The sequence below is a fragment of the Vibrio sp. 1F169 genome, assembly GCF_041439605.1.
Classification (GTDB): Bacteria; Pseudomonadota; Gammaproteobacteria; order Enterobacterales; family Vibrionaceae; genus Vibrio; species Vibrio tasmaniensis_A.
This window is the reverse complement of the sequence record NZ_JBGOOI010000038.1, coordinates 26780-43614: the sequence shown is the minus strand read 5'-3', so window position 1 is coordinate 43614 and position 16835 is coordinate 26780. Positions and strand designations below refer to the sequence as shown.

The window sequence follows — 16835 nt, the reverse complement described above, 5'->3', positions numbered from 1 at the left end:
GGGTTAGGTATGCCTGAAACTTGTCGTATTGATTAAGAAATACGCGAAACGGGGTAGTTCTATCTTTAAATTTAATTACGCAACAAAGCCGAGTGTTGGCGATCCGATCAACAGATAGACAGACAAGAAGCGAGCATTGAGCTCGCTTTTTTTATGCCTAACGACCTTCGAAGATCACCGGGAGGAAACGATTATTTTACCTCAGCTGAGGATGACTATTTTTACAGACATAGAGGCAGTTAAATTTAGAAATTGAGATCGCTATCTCATTGGCTTAGTTGAAGTTTTGTGGGGTTGAGCTATCTTTATATTACTGCCTTAGTGGAGGTGAAGTATTATGATTTGGGATACTCTCGAACGTGTAAATAAACTTCGCAAGGAAGCAATGGAAGATCCAGAGTTTTTGGATTCAGCAAAAATGCATGAGGAATGGCTTTTAAGCGAAACTCATAATCAAGCGAACAAAGGAGCCAAAGAGAAAAAACCGAAAAAGTTATCTGATATTTATGAAAATACGGATTTTCCTATCAATCCAACTGGAACGAAACATTAACAATGATGAACTGCAACACGGCTGAGGCTCTTAACCAAAAAGCGATAAGTCGACTAAACATACCAGCCTTAAGCCACCAATAAAAAAGCCACTTTCAACGAACCGAAAGTGGCTTTTTCTTTTCCTGTTAGCTTCTTTACTCATTAACAACTAAAGCTAATCGTTTTGAATGCTAGCTATTGATTAGGCTTAAGCCGCTTGGTAATGCATCACCAAACACGCGCTTAGACTCGCTCTCAGAAAGCTCAGTAACTTCACTTACTAGTGTTAACCAAGACTCTGGCACCTTGCTTTGCTTTAATTTTTCAAGAACCTGAGCACGGTAGTCATCAGAGATATCGAACTGTCGGTCACCCGTCTTACGACAAATCATCACAGCCGCGAAGGCAATCATCTGCTCTTTCTGCCAATTCTGGTCAAGCAGCTTTGGTAACCACTGTTCTGCTTGCTCTCTTGGAATGACGCTGTGTTGGCTTCCGTATAACGGTGTACGAGACGCTAAGCGACCCAGAGCCCACCAGTGAGCCTGTTCGAACTGATTATGGTTAATCGCTTTGCTTAAGAACCAAGTCGCTAATAGAACCTTGTCTTCCACTTCAAGTTGCTCAAGTGATGCTGCCAATCTCACCATGGCTTCATAGCCATTGTCTTGCGCATCTTTAGCCGTTTTAGGGTTCTTCATTGCACCTGGGTGAAGGTACTTCGCGATATCAGCCAAGATGTTCTCTTGCTGCTCTTGATTCAGGCCACCGGCAACACGACGCCAGAATACCCACCAATCTGTCCAACCTTGATGGTTCTGGAACTGAATGTTCTGTTGGTAGAGCCCCCAAATTTGTTCAATACGCCATGAATCGGTTGGATCACCAAAGCCGGGACGCAAAGAGTAACCTGCCAAACGGAGCCAGTTTTTCTCGTGTGCTTCTGAACGACGACGGCGTTTACGACCTAATGAAAAGGTATCAAACAGATGGCGAAGGGTCGTGAAGTCCCATTCATCACGCTTACCGAGTCGTTTCTCAAGATCTTTCGATAGTGTTTTGATCTCTTTCGATTCAGCACTCTTCTTGTTGCCGCTGTACAGACGAGAAATCAATTCCTTACATTCATCCAGCCTTGGGTGAAGTTTAGCGGTATCAGACTCATCGCCTTGCTTGTTTCTGACTTCAAACTCGAGCAACCAACGTTTAGAGTCATCTTCTGTACTCACACACTCCATTTTCAGTGTGCCGACTTCTGTTAATTGACACGCGAGCAATACTTCGACGCGTTCTTTTTGGTTGGCTTGGAGCTCTGCAGTACCTGAACCTTCCAGTGTTGAAATATACGGTGGAAGAGGGGAGAACAAGTCAGCGTCGACATTGACCATCACACCATTTTGAATAGCGGTGTCATGAGCAATTTGATCGTGGGTTGAAGTCAGTAGATTAAATCGTACTGGCTCACCTAAAGTCAGCGAGAAACGACGGCTGTTTAAGCGTATCTCTTGGCCTTCTTCAGTCCTTTTAGCAAGCAGACAAAGCGCTTTACCCATCTTGTTCTTCTCTTGTAAATGCAAGAAGTAAGAACGAGCGGCACCACCACCGATTTTCAGTTGTGCACCACGGCGTGCTTTACCAAAAGCTACAGCACCAAGGGCTACAGACCAGTCAGGGTGAGGGTTATCTAAGACGGTGATTGGTGCACCGTTCCAATTGCCAAGTAACTGAGTAATACGTTCGGTGACAAGCTCACTGTTGAACACACCACCGTTGAGTAGTACACCAACAGGAATTGCAGGTTTGGTATCGTCAAACTCAACAGAGTCTGACTTTTCCAATGCGGCTTTAGATACTTGCTGGTGGGTCGCTAGGAATTCGGCAACGTGCTTACTTACAGCAGGATCTGCTGCGTAGGGTAGACCGAACTCTACAACCGCGCTACGTCGTTTGTCGGGTATTTCCGTAAACTCTGAAAGCGGGAAGAAACCTTCTAGTGCAATCTGATGAACTTCTTGTTTGGTTAAACCAATACTCTTCGTTCCGCCAAGCAGTTTTGAACCGCTGCCCAGCATGGTGATCTTCACATCGTCTGGCGCATTAGCAGAAAGCAGGCTCTCTTTTGCGGCGCGAGTCTGCTGAATAAGCTTGGTTAGGCTCGAAGCATTCAATTTTTTGTTTTGATTGAAGCGCTGCTCTGCAAGGTGGGCAAGAGCTAAATCGAGGTTATCACCCCCGAGCATCAAGTGTTCGCCAACGCCGATACGGTCGAGTGCGAGCTCTTGATTGCCACCGTTATCCGATTTGAAGCTCGCTTCGATCAAACTTAAATCGGTAGTGCCGCCACCAACATCACACACTAGAATCAGCGGGATCTGTTGAAGTTCGTCTGTAGCGGTTTGTTGGTGACGGGCATACCAGTCATAACAAACGGCTTGCGGCTCTTCGAGCAATAGAATCTTACCTAAACCAGCAAGTGCTGCCGCTTCGAGTGTCAGCTTACGTGCTGTCTCATCGAATGAAGCAGGAACGGTGACTACAACGTCTTGGTCTTCAAGCTTATTGCTTGGGTTACGGTAGTTCCATGCTTGACGGATGTGGTTAAGGTAGCTTGCGCTTGCGACAACAGGAGACACCTTATCGACGTCAGTTGCGCCTGCCCAAGGCAGAATGTCGGAGTTACGATCAACCGCTTGGTGAGATAACCAGCTCTTTGCACTGGATACTTGGCGGCCTTCGACTTTTGCGCCCAGTTCGCGAGCCCATTCACCAACGATGACATTTTGAATATCGCCTTCAACTAAGCTCGGTTCCCAAGGCATGGTGAGATCGGAAGGGGAGATCTGACCTTGTGCGGGATGATAACGAAATGATGGAAGTAGAGGCTTGCGAACCACTTCACCGGGGCCGATGAGTTGGTCAATATCGAAAAGAGAAACGGGAGCATGTTGTAGGTCGTCGTTGATTTCACAGTAAGCGACAACAGTATTGGTTGTGCCTAAGTCAATGCCGACTAAAAAACGAGGAGATGCCATACAAAACCTTATTCTGCCAAAGTGATGACCAGTTAATGGATAATTTTGGTCTTATTATTGTCTTTGGAATGCTTTTAATACAGGGCTAGGGAATCGCATTGATAAAGTAACGGCACCCGCTAAGGTGCCGTTGATTCATTATGCTTCTACGTTTGAGTCGTTATTCGAGTCTTCACGAACGTCGAACTCAACATGCCATTTCTGACCATTGTCAGTGGCTATCGCTTCTAGGTATAACGTGCCTAATTCAGTAACACGAGACGCCAAAGTCACCGGAACCACTTCACCTTCGCGACGACCTTCAGAAACAGGCAGTGTCACTTGGATTTCAGGAAGCTCATCAAGATCTTCTGGAGCCCAGTGATCAAGGTGCGTACCTGCTTGGTCTTCACGACGTGTTGTTGAACCGAAGAATTGGAAGTGTACTGGCTGACCAATCACTAGACCGAACTCTTGGCTAGGAACTTGAACGCTTGAGCCTTCTTCCATACCAAATGGTGCAACACACAGTGCTTCCATTGGAGGAGCCATACCTGGGATAGCTGGCATCGCGCTTTCAATTCCTACGTAGTAAGAAGAAGCGATACCACCGCGGATACGAACGCCTTGACCACGACGTACTGCGCCGTAGTAAGAAGCGCCACTTGCAACCGCTAGGTCTAAGTCTAAGCCTGAAAGCTGTTTAGCGAATTCAGCGTCTGCATTAATTAGCCATTCATTGATCGTGTCTGAAAGACGATCAGCAAGTAGGTTAGATTTTAGAACACCACCATTGAACAGTACCGCTGTTGGTTTGATGAAGTCTGCTGCTGGCGCTTCTGTACCGGGCATACCTGGCATGTTTGCAAACGGGTTGAAATCTTGTTGAGCGGCTTCGCTATTTCCAGAAAGCGCATTGGCTTGCTTAGAAAGGAATGCAGCAATATGACGAGTAATACCCGCATCTTGAGCGTAAGGCAGACCCATTTGAGTCAGTGCACCACGAGTTTTCTGTACTGGGTGATCCGTTACAGCGACTTGTGGGAAGAAGCCATCAACCAATGTTTGTTGTACTTCTTGCTGAGTCAGTTCTGTTTTCAGTGTTGCGCCAAGTAGCTTAGAGCCACGGCTTGGAACAACGATCGGCACAGATTGGAGTTCTGCATCGTTTAGCAATGCTTCTTTCGCATCACGACATGCATGAGTCATCGCTTGAACCTGCCAAGGAGCCAGTTCTTTGCCTTCTTGAGCCAGCTTCATTTTCAGGCGGTAAGCGAGCGCTAAGTCCATGTTGTCGCCGCCAAGTAGGATATGTTCACCTACTGCGATACGGTTCAGACTTAGGTTGCCTTCATCTTGTGTTACTTCAACCAACGAAAGGTCAGTCGTACCACCACCGATATCGACAACAAGAACGATGTCGCCAACGTTCACTTCATCGCGCCAAGTATCGTTGCTGTTATCAATCCAGCTGTAAAGAGCTGCTTGTGGCTCTTCAAGAAGCGTTAGGTGAGTAAAACCAACATTACGCGCAGCTTCAGCCGTTAGGTCTCGAGCCGCAGGATCGAACGAAGCTGGAACGGTGATCGTTACATCTTGGTCTGCCAGTTTGTGTTCTGGGTTAGCGTGGTTCCAAGCATCTTTAAGGTGCTCAAGGTACAACTCAGTTGTCTTAAGCGGAGATACCTTTTCAACTTCTTCAGGGCTGCCTGCTGGAAGGAACGCATCACGACGGTTAACACCACCGTGGCATAGCCAAGATTTTGCACTTGCGACCAAACGGATAGGGGTTTTCGAACCTAGGTTACGAGCAATCGCACCGACTAGCGCTTTAGGTTCAGAAGACCAAGGAAGAACGCGAGAGCCCGCATTCATTTCATGTTCGTGCGGCTGGTATAGGAACGAGCCAAGTTGGCTGCGAGTTTCTACGGTACCTGGAGCCGTCAATTGAGGGATTGGCATCACCTCAACGCGAGCATCTTCATTGCTTGTGTCGATGTAAGACAAAACGCAGTGTGTTGTACCTAAATCGATACCAACACTGAACTTAGGCGCTTGCTCTTGTGAATGCATCTGCGGCGTATGTTCTTGAGAAGAAGACTCGTGCGATGATGGCTGAGTTTGGTGTTCCATTATAGCTCTACCTCTGCCGGTGCAATTACAGATGCATCGTAGTTTTCAGCAAGCTTAGGCAGGTTCATGTCAGTTGCTTTCCAACCTTTGTGAATCAATGTGCCATTGAACGGTGCGTTACCCGTTACGTTGCCAGTTAGGCGAATTTCTTGAGGGTTGAAACCTTCAGCAATAGTGATACGTGTTTCTTCATCTTCAGTGCGGATGTGAGACAGCGTTACGTAATCGGCTAATACTTTTTGACCGCCAGTGTGAATAACACGAGCTGCCGCGCCAACTTCCTCATCAGAGAATGACGTTAGGTCTTCTTTTAGGAAGTCAATTAAACGAGCTTCTTGCTGCATGATAGACAGTAGCTGCATTGCAGAATCTGTTGGTGCTGTTGCCAGCTTAGATTCAACTTCTACTACTTTTTCGATCACACGTTCAACTTCAACAACTTTCTCTACTTCGACAATTTTCTCAACTGGCTTTTCAACTTCAACGATCTTTTCTACTGGTTTTTCTACGACTTTCTCAACCATTTTGGTTTTACGAGAAACGGCAATTAGCAGTAGTAAAACGCTTGATGCAGTCAGGCCTGCGTGAAGCATATCAAACGTTTGTGGGATTAGGTTCAAATCAACGATCATAGTGATTTCTCTTTAAAATTGATTTAACGGTATATTCGTCGGTTTAAAGGAATATACAGATTGGAAAGAAACTCGGTAGCACGAGACTGAAACGGTCGCTTTCAAGCTATAAATATGGGTGGATACTAGCATATTCAAGGCTTAAGAGGTGTATTTAATGTTTTCAAACAAGTGGCTTTTTAGTGTGTTAGCTTGAAATTTAGTCGAGATTTGTCTGGTTATTGGTCATGAGGGGCAGTAAAATTTACAAAATGCCCGTTTAATGTGACATTTAGGACTAAACATGAATGGAGCATTATTTCCGTCCGTTATATACTTTTCATTCAATAGAGCCTATTTGGAACCCGCATGCCCCAAACTACTGACCCACTAACAGGGTTGAAGAGACAAACTCTCCCGTTGGTCGTATTTTCGGTCAGTTTTTTGATTACTGTTTTGTGCTTTGTATTAGTCATGCTTAATCAAAAGCGTGCGCTGAATATGAATTTGGATAGTTTTGCTACTCACCAGACATTGAGCTTGGAAGCCTTTATAGATAATGATGTGGCATATATTGGGTCTGGTGCTAATTTTTTCTACGCAAATGACCCTGAAAATTGGGATAAGTTTGATCGCTTTGCTAAGCAAACCATAGATGATTCAAAGAGTTTAATTGCCTTGCAGTGGATGCAAAAAGTGCCCGCAGACGAGATAGCTGAGCACACGGCGAAAATGAAAGAAAAGTACCCATTCTTTAAGCTGTATACCATTCCTAAGAACCAAGCAAAAACCTATGGCTACATTTTGGATGGTCAGCCAGCTTTCGTTGCTAGCGATATTTTCCCCAATACAGAACCAAACAACAAAGTTCTTGGCTTTTACTCTTCTAGAGAGCGATTTGATCTCGTTCTAGATAATATCAAACAGACACGTAAGGCGAATATTTCAGACAAAGTTCGCTTGATACAAGATGGGCTAGATAAAGACACAAAAAAGAGTGGCATGTTGGTGTATCACCCTGTCTTTGAGGGAGGGAGTGACAACTTACTCGGCGTTGTAATTGGTGTGGTTCGCACCACATACTATTTTGAGAACTTGCTGGCTTCGACGGTTGGGGATATGAATGTTTATGTCCGCGTTAGTGATGTCGGTTTTGAAGCCGAAGATGCACCTGTCTTGTTCGAAACGAAAGGTTATGAGGGTGTGACTGGACAACATATCACCAAGAAAATCACACTCACTAACCGTGAATGGGTTGTCGACTTCAAGATAGACTCATGCATTTCGTTTAATGGTTACCTGGTGTTGGCCGGGATTGCCCTCGTGGGCACGACTATTTCACTGTTGCTTTCTTATATCGTTAAACTGCAAGTCCAAGAAAAAGTACGCCTGTATAAAATGATTGATGAAAGAACGGAAGAACTCCGTTTTCTTGCCAATCATGACAGCCTTACAGAGATTTATAATCGACGAGCCTTTAATAAGGTGCTCGATAAAGCGATACAAGGTGACAAGCCGTTTAGCTTGATTGGATTTGATGTCGATAAATTTAAAGGGATTAATGATCAATTTGGCCACCCGGCTGGTGATGCCTTACTGGTTCATGTAATTCAGTTGATTTCAGGCAGTTTGAAAGAGGGCGATCATGTCTTCCGTATGGGAGGAGATGAGTTTGGTATCATTTCGAGCGTCATTGAACACGACGCACTGGCTCGTTATTTAGAATGCATTTTAGATACGGTGAGCGAGTCTCACTGTGAGCATAAAGGTCAACTATTGAGTTGTACTCTAAGTATCGGTGCTACCATCCGCAGTAAAGAAGACATCGAAGAACTCCTTCAAAAAACCGATAGTATGCTTTACCTAAGTAAGTCAAATGGCCGAAATCGCGTTACAATTGCAGGCTAAATGAGCACTTGATGCAACTAGGGTCGAGTTCTGTATTGGGCTAATGTACAATTTGACAAAATTTTTGACGAGAGAATTAGGCGACGTATGAATCACAATCGAGTGGTATGTTTCGATTTGGAAATGTGCTGTTGGAGCGAAGACGGTGTGGGAACAACAGGCGAGATCATTGAAGTTGGTCTTGCTGAAATTGATCTAGCATCTGGCACTATCGTCAAGCGAGCACAATACTACGTTAAGCCAGAGAAAGATGAAGTCTCTCTGTTCTGCGCCGAGCTAACGGGCATAACACCTCGTAAAATCGAAAAGCAAGGTCGTCCATTAGAATCTGTCATCAAGTCGATGATTAAGAACTTCGGTGGACCAAAAAAAATCTATGCAGCGTGGGGACGTGACGACCTTATCTTACACAAAGAGTGTATTGAGAAAGGCATCGAACCTCCGTTTAGCGAGTTCTTGAATATCGCCACGCTTTATCGAGTTCAGAATCGATTGAAAGAAAAACGTATTGGTCACCGTGCTGCTCAAGAAGCGAAAAACATTGAGTGGGAAGGTCGTCAGCACTCTGGTTATGTTGACGCTTATAACTTGGCAAAGCTTGCGCTGACTATGTTGTAATCGTTTGTATTTCAGAGAGGCGCTTGGTTAAATACTTAAAGGTTAAACACTTAAAGTTAGCCTGAATCTTGTGAGTTATTAAAATGAAGAGCCACCTACTTATTAGGTGGTTTTTTTGTGCCTGTTATTTGAGGGTAATGACGATCCAAATTGAGGGCAATGACTATTCACGTTAAGGGCAATGACTATCCCAAGAAACCTAATTTCAACAAGTGGTTTATCAATAGTGAATGGCTACATCGCTTATTTTACGAGTGAATAATATTGGTTTGAAATTTAGCTTTTTAATTAATATTAAATCGCAGGTCTCGACCTTGATTGGGTAGGGCTAGGTGGTAGCGTTAGCTCACCCAAAACAAGGAGAATAGGATGAAGAACATTATTAAGTATGGATTGGCACTGGGGGCGCTAAGCGTAAGTGCGTTGGTTTCGGCACAACCCGTTGTATTGATAAATACCTTTTCAGTCGAGCCGGCCCATGAGGCCGCTACATTAACGTATTGGGAAAATGCGCGAGACGTATTGGTGAAGCAACCTGGATATATCTCTACCAAATTGCACCGCTCTTTAAGCTCGGATGCGACATACCGTTTTATTAATGTTGCAGAGTGGGAAAGCAAAAAGCATTTCCATGATGCGATACAGGCGATGAGAAAAGAATTACCACCTTTAAAAACTGAAGGGGTTTCTGCTGACCCTAACTTGTATGAAATTATTCGCGACTAATTAGGAAGCCACCACAATGAAAACAACTCTAGGAACCTTTTTAGCTATTTTTAGCTTTCTATTTTCAGCCATTCTTTTTTCAACCCATGCCCACGCAGCGGCATACGGCGTGTCAGTGGCTTGGAAAACCGATGACGCCCAAGCCGTATTTGAGGCAATGCCTCATCAGAAAAAAGCATTTGCCAACCTGATTGATGCGGGCTTGGTACACGATATGTTCGTATCACAAAGCTTTATTGGGGATAAAAAGTTTCCGATGATTAAGTTTGTGATTGAAGCGGACAGTGAACAGCACGTTCGAGAGTTGATTGGTAACCTACCATTCCAATTTAAAGAGCTTGTCGAGGTGACTGAAATCAGAGACATCGGTAATAAATGGTTAAACACTGACGTCGCTTTCAAAAACTACGCAGTCGAACTCGCTTGGACAGAGCCTGAGAATCAATTCATTGTCGATGAGATTATCAGCCAAGATTTACAAATGGTTGTCGATTGGAGCGCTCAAGGCGTGATTACTTCTGCTTACTTAAAACATCAAGAAATAGCTCAAGAGAAGCCAAACCAAAAAGCGATGATCAGACCCATTTACTCAATGGCAATATTGGCTAAAAACGAAGAACAAGCTCGCGGAGTTGCCAGTCAGTTGAATGCAGTAAAGTTAGGCTTCGCTGAAGTTATGATTAGTGAACTTGGATTCAAACTGGAACTATAATTTCGCTAGAACAAAATTGTGACCTCGTTTTCAGATTGCGTAACGACGAGGTCTTAATATAGGACCATGACAAGTTTAGAGTTAAACTTGGCTATGTTCATAGGTGAGTGAGTTTTCGTGACTGGCTCACCTTGTTGTTATTTTATCTTGTTACTTGCTGAGCTTATATTTGGCTTAATTATTGACTAAACTTATTACTCTTCTTTTCCATGTATGGTTTGGTATTAGCTCGACCAAATAAACACCTTTTTGATGACCTTTTATTTATGAACGCCTCGCCGAAATGAACGCCAATAGCCCTGATAAGATCACCTTAGACGCTTCGGGTATCGAATTGAATAACAATACTCTCATTAATTCGAGCTCTAACAAGCAGGTCACCTTGTCTTCATCCGAAAGTTTGATCCTTGAACATTTGGTGATGAATAGCCCGAAAGCGATTGGCCGAGACTTCCTTCTTGAACATTGCTGGCCTGGGCGGGTGGTGACAGGAAGCTCGCTAAACGTAGCGATAAAGAACATTCGTACAGCGTTGAATGAACTGAACTGTGAGTGCAAAATTTTAACGGTTCAGAAGCAAGGGTACAGTTTTAGCAGGCCTCAACAGCTTGGTGGTTATCTATCAACACCCATTTCTGCTATTCAAACTCAAGTAGCTCAAGTTAATGTTCCTAATGAAACCGTTGAGCTAGAGGTTTTTAATACTGACAGTGATCGCAGTGATGACAGTAAAAGCGAGTCTGTATTACCCCAACAACGGGAACTTCATAAACAGCGAAGGGTTAAGAGTTTTCTCACTCGTCACCAATCTCGTATCGTAGGGATGGTCGTCAGCGCGCTTCTTCTCGTGCTGTTTTATCAGTTCGTTTTTTTTATGGATAAAACGAGCTATCGTGGCATGGATGTTTATCACGACAGTTTGAATTTTGATCAAGAATTATTAACCGAACTCAATACCGTCTCAGAACTCGGTGTTGATTCGCTTTATCTGCATCGCATCGGAGTTGGGTGCCAGAATATCCAAGCCGTCGCATTGATAAACGGGCGCTGGAAAGAGATGAGTCACCAGTTTAAATCTTTGTCTTGCGATGACGATAATGACGATGAGCGAGGGTGAGTGATATGAATCGTAAGTTTTGGATGCCTATCTTACTCACGTTTTTTGTGATTCTAAATGTAGGCTTAATTTCTGGGCTCGCAACCAAAAGTACTTATAAATTTTCCGCAGAATACCCGATGGTAGGCTGGGAAAAAATATCACTTCGATTGGAAAATGGTCGAGTCAAAATGCAGTACATTGGTTACGATATCGATGGGAATATCGCTCAAACTAAGCAAATGTTTGGCGTGTTCTTGCGCTGGGGGAATCATTACTACTTTTATCAATTGGATCAAGATCAGGCCCAAGATAAGCAGACATTCAATATCAAGCACTTATACATTCAACAAACACAAGGCAAGCGCAGTGTGTTGGTATCAAATCAGCGCGGCCTTTATGTCACTAAGAAGGGCACGCCGTTAGAGCTCAAAGGCATCATGCATGGCGACCGTTTACGTTGATCCAGTCACTTAACGTGAGTATCGAGCCTTTGGTTAGCTTTTACCGATGACGTTCAGCTTAGTTTTGATAAAGTCACTGTGGTCAACGTAGAGCAGTTCTGCGGTTTTACGGATCACTGAATCTTCAAGTGGGTCAATCTCTCCATCCGCATGCGCGACTTCCCACATAGCTTTGATTAAATCTATGCGAACCGGCTGCGAAAGCTCTCGCAGTTGAGAAGTGAAATCGTACAGAGAAACAGATTGTTCAACTTGAGGCTCAGCTTGTGTTAATAAAGCTTTTGATTCTTCTTCGGTTATGTTCAGTAAACGCTGAAGTAAGTGCAGTTTGGCTTGTTGCTCTGATTCGTTGATCGCGTGGTCTGCACCAGCGACTTCGCATAACAAGCTGGCGATGGCTAAGTTAGGTGAGGCAGTGGGCGTTTTGCCTAAATCAGAGCCGTCAACTAATTGTTTAAATAACGAGGTAAGTGAGTTAAACATAAGAGCATTCCAGTTTTGGTGAATATTATTACTATTGGGCCTACGGAGTGTGATCGCAAGCGTCTTTACTTAAAACTGACATTACGAAGAGGTCAGCAATAAGGAACACTTGTTTAGGGCGTATTGACCTTTCGCGGTTAAACTTTGTTCGAGATAAAAGCGTTTTAATCGCGGCGAGGGGGAAGTAGCCTAGTCATTCTAAGCAAATCTCCCTCAACAAAGAGTAAAACGCTTTTTGCGGGGGCGCCCAGCCCGAACCCTTCGGGCAGCGCTTGCTGGTCATTTCTACTGTGTTATCGGCTTCTCATGTAGGCTAGCTATACATCGAAGCCTCTGCCTTGTATAAATACCCAGCAACTCGCTGCAAAAATTAGCTCGAAAGGTCAACACGCCCTAGTAAGGTTCAGGAAAGCGGGTGGTTTTACCGTCACCGCTAAGTGTTGTGATCAACTGTGGTTTACCATCCTCATCTAGCCTTAATTCACCAATCGCACTTCGGTTTGAAAGGCGATAGAAGGTTTGATTGTCTGGGCTCCGCTTCTCGATCTTTAAGCGCTTTCGCTTGGTGAAATAGTTCAGAATCGAGCGCGGGCTATACAATAGTCTGTCCCACACATCGCAGAATTTAAGCAGCGGAGCTGGGAATTGATTTTTAATGCCACTACAGGTGATTTGATAAATGTTCGGGCTATTTCGGCGGTATCTAAGCTTGATATCGTAAGCAAAGGAGTAGTGAACATCGCCCGAAAGCACCACGAAATTGGTCGGTGTTTTGGTATGGGTAAAGATACTGATCAGCGTATTGGCACTGCCCGGATGTGCCATCCAGTTTTCAGCGTCAATCACCAATGGCTTACCAATTGTAGTCGCCATCTTTTGCAATGTTTCAATAAACTTCACGCCAAACATCGGTGCAGCTGAAACGATCACGACTTTATCTTGATGCATCAATTGATGTTGAAATTCAATCAAGGCCTCCCAGTCCATCAAACCTGAAGGTTTATTCATACGAGATTCCGAACGCCAGCGACGGGTTCGGGTATCCAACACAATGACTTTGGGTGAAGTATCTATTGTGTAATGCCACTCCTCAAAGCGACTCAACATCTCAATGAAGGCTCGATGCTTGTTTGGCTCGATGTCGCTAACAGAGTGAGTAGTCGCGGCATCGCCGGTTTCACTGTTCGTTTGTTTAAGGTTGTCCGTTTGTTCAACGTCATGCGTTTGTTTAAGAACGCGCGGTTGATCGATAAAAAGCTGTTTTGCTTGCTCGATGAATGTCTCGTCGAAGCTCTCCGGTTTATTACCCCAGCCCTGACACATCCAGTAGGCCGCAAGGCCGTTACCAATGACTTGAGTTGCGAACTGGTTTTGGTCTACGGCATGTTCCCAACCCACGGTAAGGTTCCAATCATCGGTCACATCGTGATCATCAAAGATCATGTACGTAGGGATATGTGCGAACAGACGTTGTACTTGCGGTAAGCCAGCAATGAAATCATCCATGATGACGCTTTCATCACGCCACTGTTGCTGCTCAGTCGGTGTTAATTGGCGTCCACCTTGAGTGAAGTTATTCTCAATTAAGCGCTCTCGATTGACACACTGCCACAGTGTCGGCGACCAAACTAACAGGTACATCGCGATAAACTCAGACAGCGTGACCAAGTGGTTTTCACAATCGGTAGAGCTAAAAATCGGTACGCCACGATTCGGGAAGAACTTATCGAGCATGGATTCTGAAGTGGTGTGGTGTGGCAAGTACTGATCACGTTGATATAAGTGATATTCGCTCTCAAATAAGGCGTCACTGCTGTTGATTCGGTTAACTTGCGAGTCAGTCGGTAAGCTCTCTCCCACTAGGCCAAGCAATTGAATCACTTGCTGAATAGCATCAAGTGTTGGGCCTGCCACATGGTCAGCGTAGATCTGATCGCCGCTCATCATCAGCATATCGGGCCTTTCAGCGACGGTTTGATCGGCCATCTTGTTATCTGCTGCGACTAGGCTGTCTTTGCTTGGATGATGTGGATTACGGCAAGAGCCATGAAGAATGTAATCAGCCGAGGTCGATATCTTAAACTCAACGCGAGATTTACCGTTGAAAACAAGGTGAGGTGCGAGCTCTTTTAATGAGCCTGACTCTGTGTGAACGTCATACTCTAGAGGTGTATTCGTCGGGAACTCACCTTGTAAGCGGATGAGCGTTACCCACGCATGTGTACCGATTTGAATCGAATCATGATCTTCAAGCGATGAGGTATAAAACGGCTGGTCTTGTGCTGCTTCAGAATCGTCTATTTCTTGAGTATGAAGTTCGGCTCTGCCTGTCAGAGGCGAGCTGGTGGCTAACCAAAGTACGACTTCAGTTGCAGTCGTTTTTCTTAAAATGGGTCCGGCGAGTAACAGGGGAAGAGATGATGTCGTAGAGGGTTTCAATACGGTACCTAAAATCGTTGGTGGCTAGTCGTCGTGGTGTTGTTTTGTTTCGAGCTTGTTCGTTTCAGGCTCTGTTATGTCAGGCGCGATCATTTCAGACTCAGGTGTTTCAGAACCATCTGCTTCAAGGAGTTCGATAACTTCCGAGCTAGAAAGTTCATGGCCCATTAGAAATATTGCCAATAGGGCATCGGCTTTGGTCTTGGTATCGGATGTGTCGTCTAACACTTGCTCCAGTTTTTCACGAATCATAGCAATTTCGTGTTCAACAAAACCACGGCCTTCTTCATCCCCTTGATTGTCTTCAGGGGCATTGTCGAACTCAAGAAATAGCATGTCGCCGTCTAGGTTGGTATTCACCAAACGCTCGGGCAACCATGCCTCACCAATAACAATATCCGGATCGGAATCTTTGGGTAAGTGATCTATAATGTTTTGTAATTCGGAGACTTTCACAATGCTTTCATTTAACCGAGAATATTCTACATTGTAACGGTCAATGCCGCTCAAACCTAAAATTAGTTAGCCGTTATGGCTAATAAATGTCTATTCAGTAACACAAAATTTATTACAAAGAGTAATTACATAAGAATGAAGCTCAAATATTTACCGACTCTCGCTTCGTCGGGCGTTGTTTTCGTCAGTAGCGTTTTCCTAAGTACGAATGCGTGGGCCGCTGAAGAGCAAGAGTGGGGCATCGCTGCAATGTTTCGTACGGCAAGTATTCCTTACGACACGTCAGGTGGCGACCAAACAGTTAGCTCTTTTGTTCCAATGCTATTTTTCAAGAACGATTATGTGTTCATTGATGGGACTGAGATGGGGGCTTACCTTTACCAACCCGACGACGAGAAATGGTCTCTGAATGCTATATCTCGCCTGCGCTTTATTGACATTCCAGCTTCTGAACAGAACGCTATTGAAGGCGATACAGCGGACTTCGGTGCCCAGTTAACGTATCAACTGGATGAACAATGGACTCTTGAGACAGAGTTTATGAGTGACAGTGAATACAACTTCCACGGTAACTTACGAGCGAAAGCCAAGTATGAAACCGGAGACTGGGAGCTCACTCCGCGTGCGACACTGCGTTATAAAAGTGCTGACTTCAACAGCGAGTATTACTCAGCAGCGAGTGAAACCATCGGCGCAGGTGTGGACCTGAATGTCGGTGTAGAAGCGCGTTACCATGTGTTTTCGAACTTGTATTTATTGGGTTCAACCAGTGTGACTCGACTGGATGATAACGCCTATGACTCGTCGATTGTCGAAGACCGTTATCAAGGCGAACTTTACCTTGGTTTTGGCTTTTTCAACGATAAAACCAAAGCGCCAAAACCTAAGCTGAGCAATGCGCCGTATTTACGTGTTGCACACGGCTGGGCGACGCCATCGAATATTGGCGACATCATGAAGTTCAACAGGGAGAAAGACGAATACAACAACCAGTTGACCTCATTCTTCTATGGCCACCCGTTAACCGATGAGATCTTCGGTTTCCCATTGGACATCTACTTAACGCCAGGTATCGCGCATCACTGGAGTTCAGATGTTCAGTCAAGCAGCACCGAATACATTGTCGCAATTAAAGCGTATTACACTTTCGACTGGCCAACTCAATGGCGTGTTGGTGTGGCAGAAGGTATGTCTTACATCGATTCGCTGACTTACATCGAAGCGAAAGAGATGAAAGAGAAGGGTTATAACGGGAGCCACTTGCTTAATTATCTCGACTTTTCGTTCGACGTAAACGTAGGTGATTTAATGAGTAAGAATGACCTGAACAACTTATGGTTCGGCTATTCGTTGCATCACCGCTCTGCTATTTTTGAAAACGCCTCTCAGTTTGGTCGAATCAAAGGCGGCAGTAACTACAACACGGTTTATCTACAGTACGAGTTTTAAGCGCGTTTTTTAGCAGGCAGTTTATAACAGGCGTTTTTAGCGTTTAGTTTTTAACTGTGATTTTTGAAACATTCGGTTTGCGTTCGTCACGCTTCCATCGCTTTTACTAACGTGAGAGTGACTAATCAGCCTGATAGCAAAAGGTTTTCCCTTTGTTGTCAGGCTTTTTTGTTTGAGACTTGTGATATAATCGCG

General features: G+C 44.6%; 14 protein-coding genes. 8 read left to right on the top strand and 6 right to left on the bottom strand.

Going from position 1 to position 16835, the window contains the following annotated elements:
* Nucleotides 1-337 precede the first annotated feature (337 nt).
* Complete coding sequence (locus ACED53_RS14805; RefSeq protein WP_017100312.1) at nt 338-553, top strand: hypothetical protein; 216 nt, start codon at nt 338-340, stop codon at nt 551-553.
* 172 nt (nt 554-725) lie between these two features.
* On the opposite strand, the gene ACED53_RS14800 is transcribed toward ACED53_RS14805, so the two are convergent.
* From ACED53_RS14800 to ACED53_RS14790, 3 genes are all read right to left on the bottom strand, one after another.
* Nucleotides 726-3566 carry an Hsp70 family protein gene (locus ACED53_RS14800; RefSeq protein ID WP_029225412.1) on the bottom strand — a complete coding sequence of 947 codons (2841 nt, stop codon included), beginning with the start codon at nt 3564-3566 and terminating at the stop codon, nt 726-728.
* A 138-nt stretch (nt 3567-3704) separates the two neighbouring features.
* Complete coding sequence (locus ACED53_RS14795; RefSeq protein WP_017100314.1) at nt 3705-5678, bottom strand: Hsp70 family protein; 1974 nt, start codon at nt 5676-5678, stop codon at nt 3705-3707.
* A complete protein-coding gene (locus tag ACED53_RS14790; RefSeq protein ID WP_017100315.1) occupies nt 5678-6310 on the bottom strand; it encodes a DUF2760 domain-containing protein in 633 nt (210 codons plus the stop codon). The genes ACED53_RS14795 and ACED53_RS14790 overlap by 1 nt, the downstream gene beginning before the upstream one ends.
* A gap of 348 nt (nt 6311-6658) precedes the next feature.
* Between ACED53_RS14790 and ACED53_RS14785 the strand changes: the two genes are divergently transcribed.
* From ACED53_RS14785 to ACED53_RS14760, 6 genes are all read left to right on the top strand, one after another.
* The gene (locus ACED53_RS14785; RefSeq protein WP_017100316.1) at nt 6659-8197 is read left to right on the top strand and encodes a sensor domain-containing diguanylate cyclase; all 1539 of its coding nucleotides are present in this window, start codon (nt 6659-6661) and stop codon (nt 8195-8197) included.
* Between the two features lie 87 nt (nt 8198-8284).
* On the top strand, nt 8285-8815 hold the full coding sequence (locus tag ACED53_RS14780; RefSeq protein WP_009847018.1) for a 3'-5' exonuclease: 531 nt from the start codon (nt 8285-8287) through the stop codon (nt 8813-8815).
* 369 nt (nt 8816-9184) lie between these two features.
* Nucleotides 9185-9541 carry an antibiotic biosynthesis monooxygenase gene (locus ACED53_RS14775; RefSeq protein ID WP_017100317.1) on the top strand — a complete coding sequence of 119 codons (357 nt, stop codon included), beginning with the start codon at nt 9185-9187 and terminating at the stop codon, nt 9539-9541.
* Nucleotides 9542-9557: 16 nt separating this feature from the next.
* Nucleotides 9558-10253, top strand: coding sequence for a hypothetical protein (locus ACED53_RS14770; protein WP_009847016.1), 696 nt, complete (start codon nt 9558-9560; stop codon nt 10251-10253).
* 418 nt (nt 10254-10671) lie between these two features.
* Nucleotides 10672-11370 (top strand): helix-turn-helix domain-containing protein, encoded by a 699-nt coding sequence (locus ACED53_RS14765; protein ID WP_032499115.1) that lies wholly within the window; start codon nt 10672-10674, stop codon nt 11368-11370.
* Nucleotides 11371-11375: 5 nt separating this feature from the next.
* A complete protein-coding gene (locus tag ACED53_RS14760; RefSeq protein WP_029222865.1) occupies nt 11376-11813 on the top strand; it encodes a hypothetical protein in 438 nt (145 codons plus the stop codon).
* A 33-nt stretch (nt 11814-11846) separates the two neighbouring features.
* On the opposite strand, the gene ACED53_RS14755 is transcribed toward ACED53_RS14760, so the two are convergent.
* The 3 genes from ACED53_RS14755 to ACED53_RS14745 form a co-directional block, all read right to left on the bottom strand.
* The gene (locus ACED53_RS14755) at nt 11847-12296 is read right to left on the bottom strand and encodes a TerB family tellurite resistance protein (RefSeq protein WP_017100319.1); all 450 of its coding nucleotides are present in this window, start codon (nt 12294-12296) and stop codon (nt 11847-11849) included.
* Nucleotides 12297-12689: 393 nt separating this feature from the next.
* Entirely contained in the window at nt 12690-14735 is a 2046-nt protein-coding gene (locus tag ACED53_RS14750) for an alkaline phosphatase D family protein (protein ID WP_017101162.1), read from the bottom strand.
* A gap of 24 nt (nt 14736-14759) precedes the next feature.
* Nucleotides 14760-15245: a hypothetical protein gene (locus tag ACED53_RS14745; RefSeq protein WP_017101161.1), complete on the bottom strand. Its 486-nt coding sequence runs from the start codon at nt 15243-15245 to the stop codon at nt 14760-14762.
* 81 nt (nt 15246-15326) lie between these two features.
* On the opposite strand from ACED53_RS14745, the gene ACED53_RS14740 reads away from it, so the two are divergent.
* A complete protein-coding gene (locus ACED53_RS14740; protein WP_017101160.1) occupies nt 15327-16640 on the top strand; it encodes a MipA/OmpV family protein in 1314 nt (437 codons plus the stop codon).
* Nucleotides 16641-16835 lie beyond the last annotated feature (195 nt).

What these genes read in the sequence shown, in the direction of transcription:
- ACED53_RS14790 (WP_017100315.1), bottom strand. Translation starts at nt 6,310, where the DNA reads ATGATCGTTGATTTGAACCTAATCCCACAAACGTTTGATATGCTTCAC.
- ACED53_RS14770 (WP_009847016.1), top strand. Translation starts at nt 9,558, where the DNA reads ATGAAAACAACTCTAGGAACCTTTTTAGCTATTTTTAGCTTTCTATTT.
- ACED53_RS14775 (WP_017100317.1), top strand. Translation starts at nt 9,185, where the DNA reads ATGAAGAACATTATTAAGTATGGATTGGCACTGGGGGCGCTAAGCGTA.
- ACED53_RS14760 (WP_029222865.1), top strand. Translation starts at nt 11,376, where the DNA reads ATGAATCGTAAGTTTTGGATGCCTATCTTACTCACGTTTTTTGTGATT.
- ACED53_RS14795 (WP_017100314.1), bottom strand. Translation starts at nt 5,678, where the DNA reads ATGGAACACCAAACTCAGCCATCATCGCACGAGTCTTCTTCTCAAGAA.
- ACED53_RS14740 (WP_017101160.1), top strand. Translation starts at nt 15,327, where the DNA reads ATGAAGCTCAAATATTTACCGACTCTCGCTTCGTCGGGCGTTGTTTTC.
- ACED53_RS14805 (WP_017100312.1), top strand. Translation starts at nt 338, where the DNA reads ATGATTTGGGATACTCTCGAACGTGTAAATAAACTTCGCAAGGAAGCA.
- ACED53_RS14780 (WP_009847018.1), top strand. Translation starts at nt 8,285, where the DNA reads ATGAATCACAATCGAGTGGTATGTTTCGATTTGGAAATGTGCTGTTGG.
- ACED53_RS14785 (WP_017100316.1), top strand. Translation starts at nt 6,659, where the DNA reads ATGCCCCAAACTACTGACCCACTAACAGGGTTGAAGAGACAAACTCTC.
- ACED53_RS14800 (WP_029225412.1), bottom strand. Translation starts at nt 3,566, where the DNA reads ATGGCATCTCCTCGTTTTTTAGTCGGCATTGACTTAGGCACAACCAAT.
- ACED53_RS14755 (WP_017100319.1), bottom strand. Translation starts at nt 12,296, where the DNA reads ATGTTTAACTCACTTACCTCGTTATTTAAACAATTAGTTGACGGCTCT.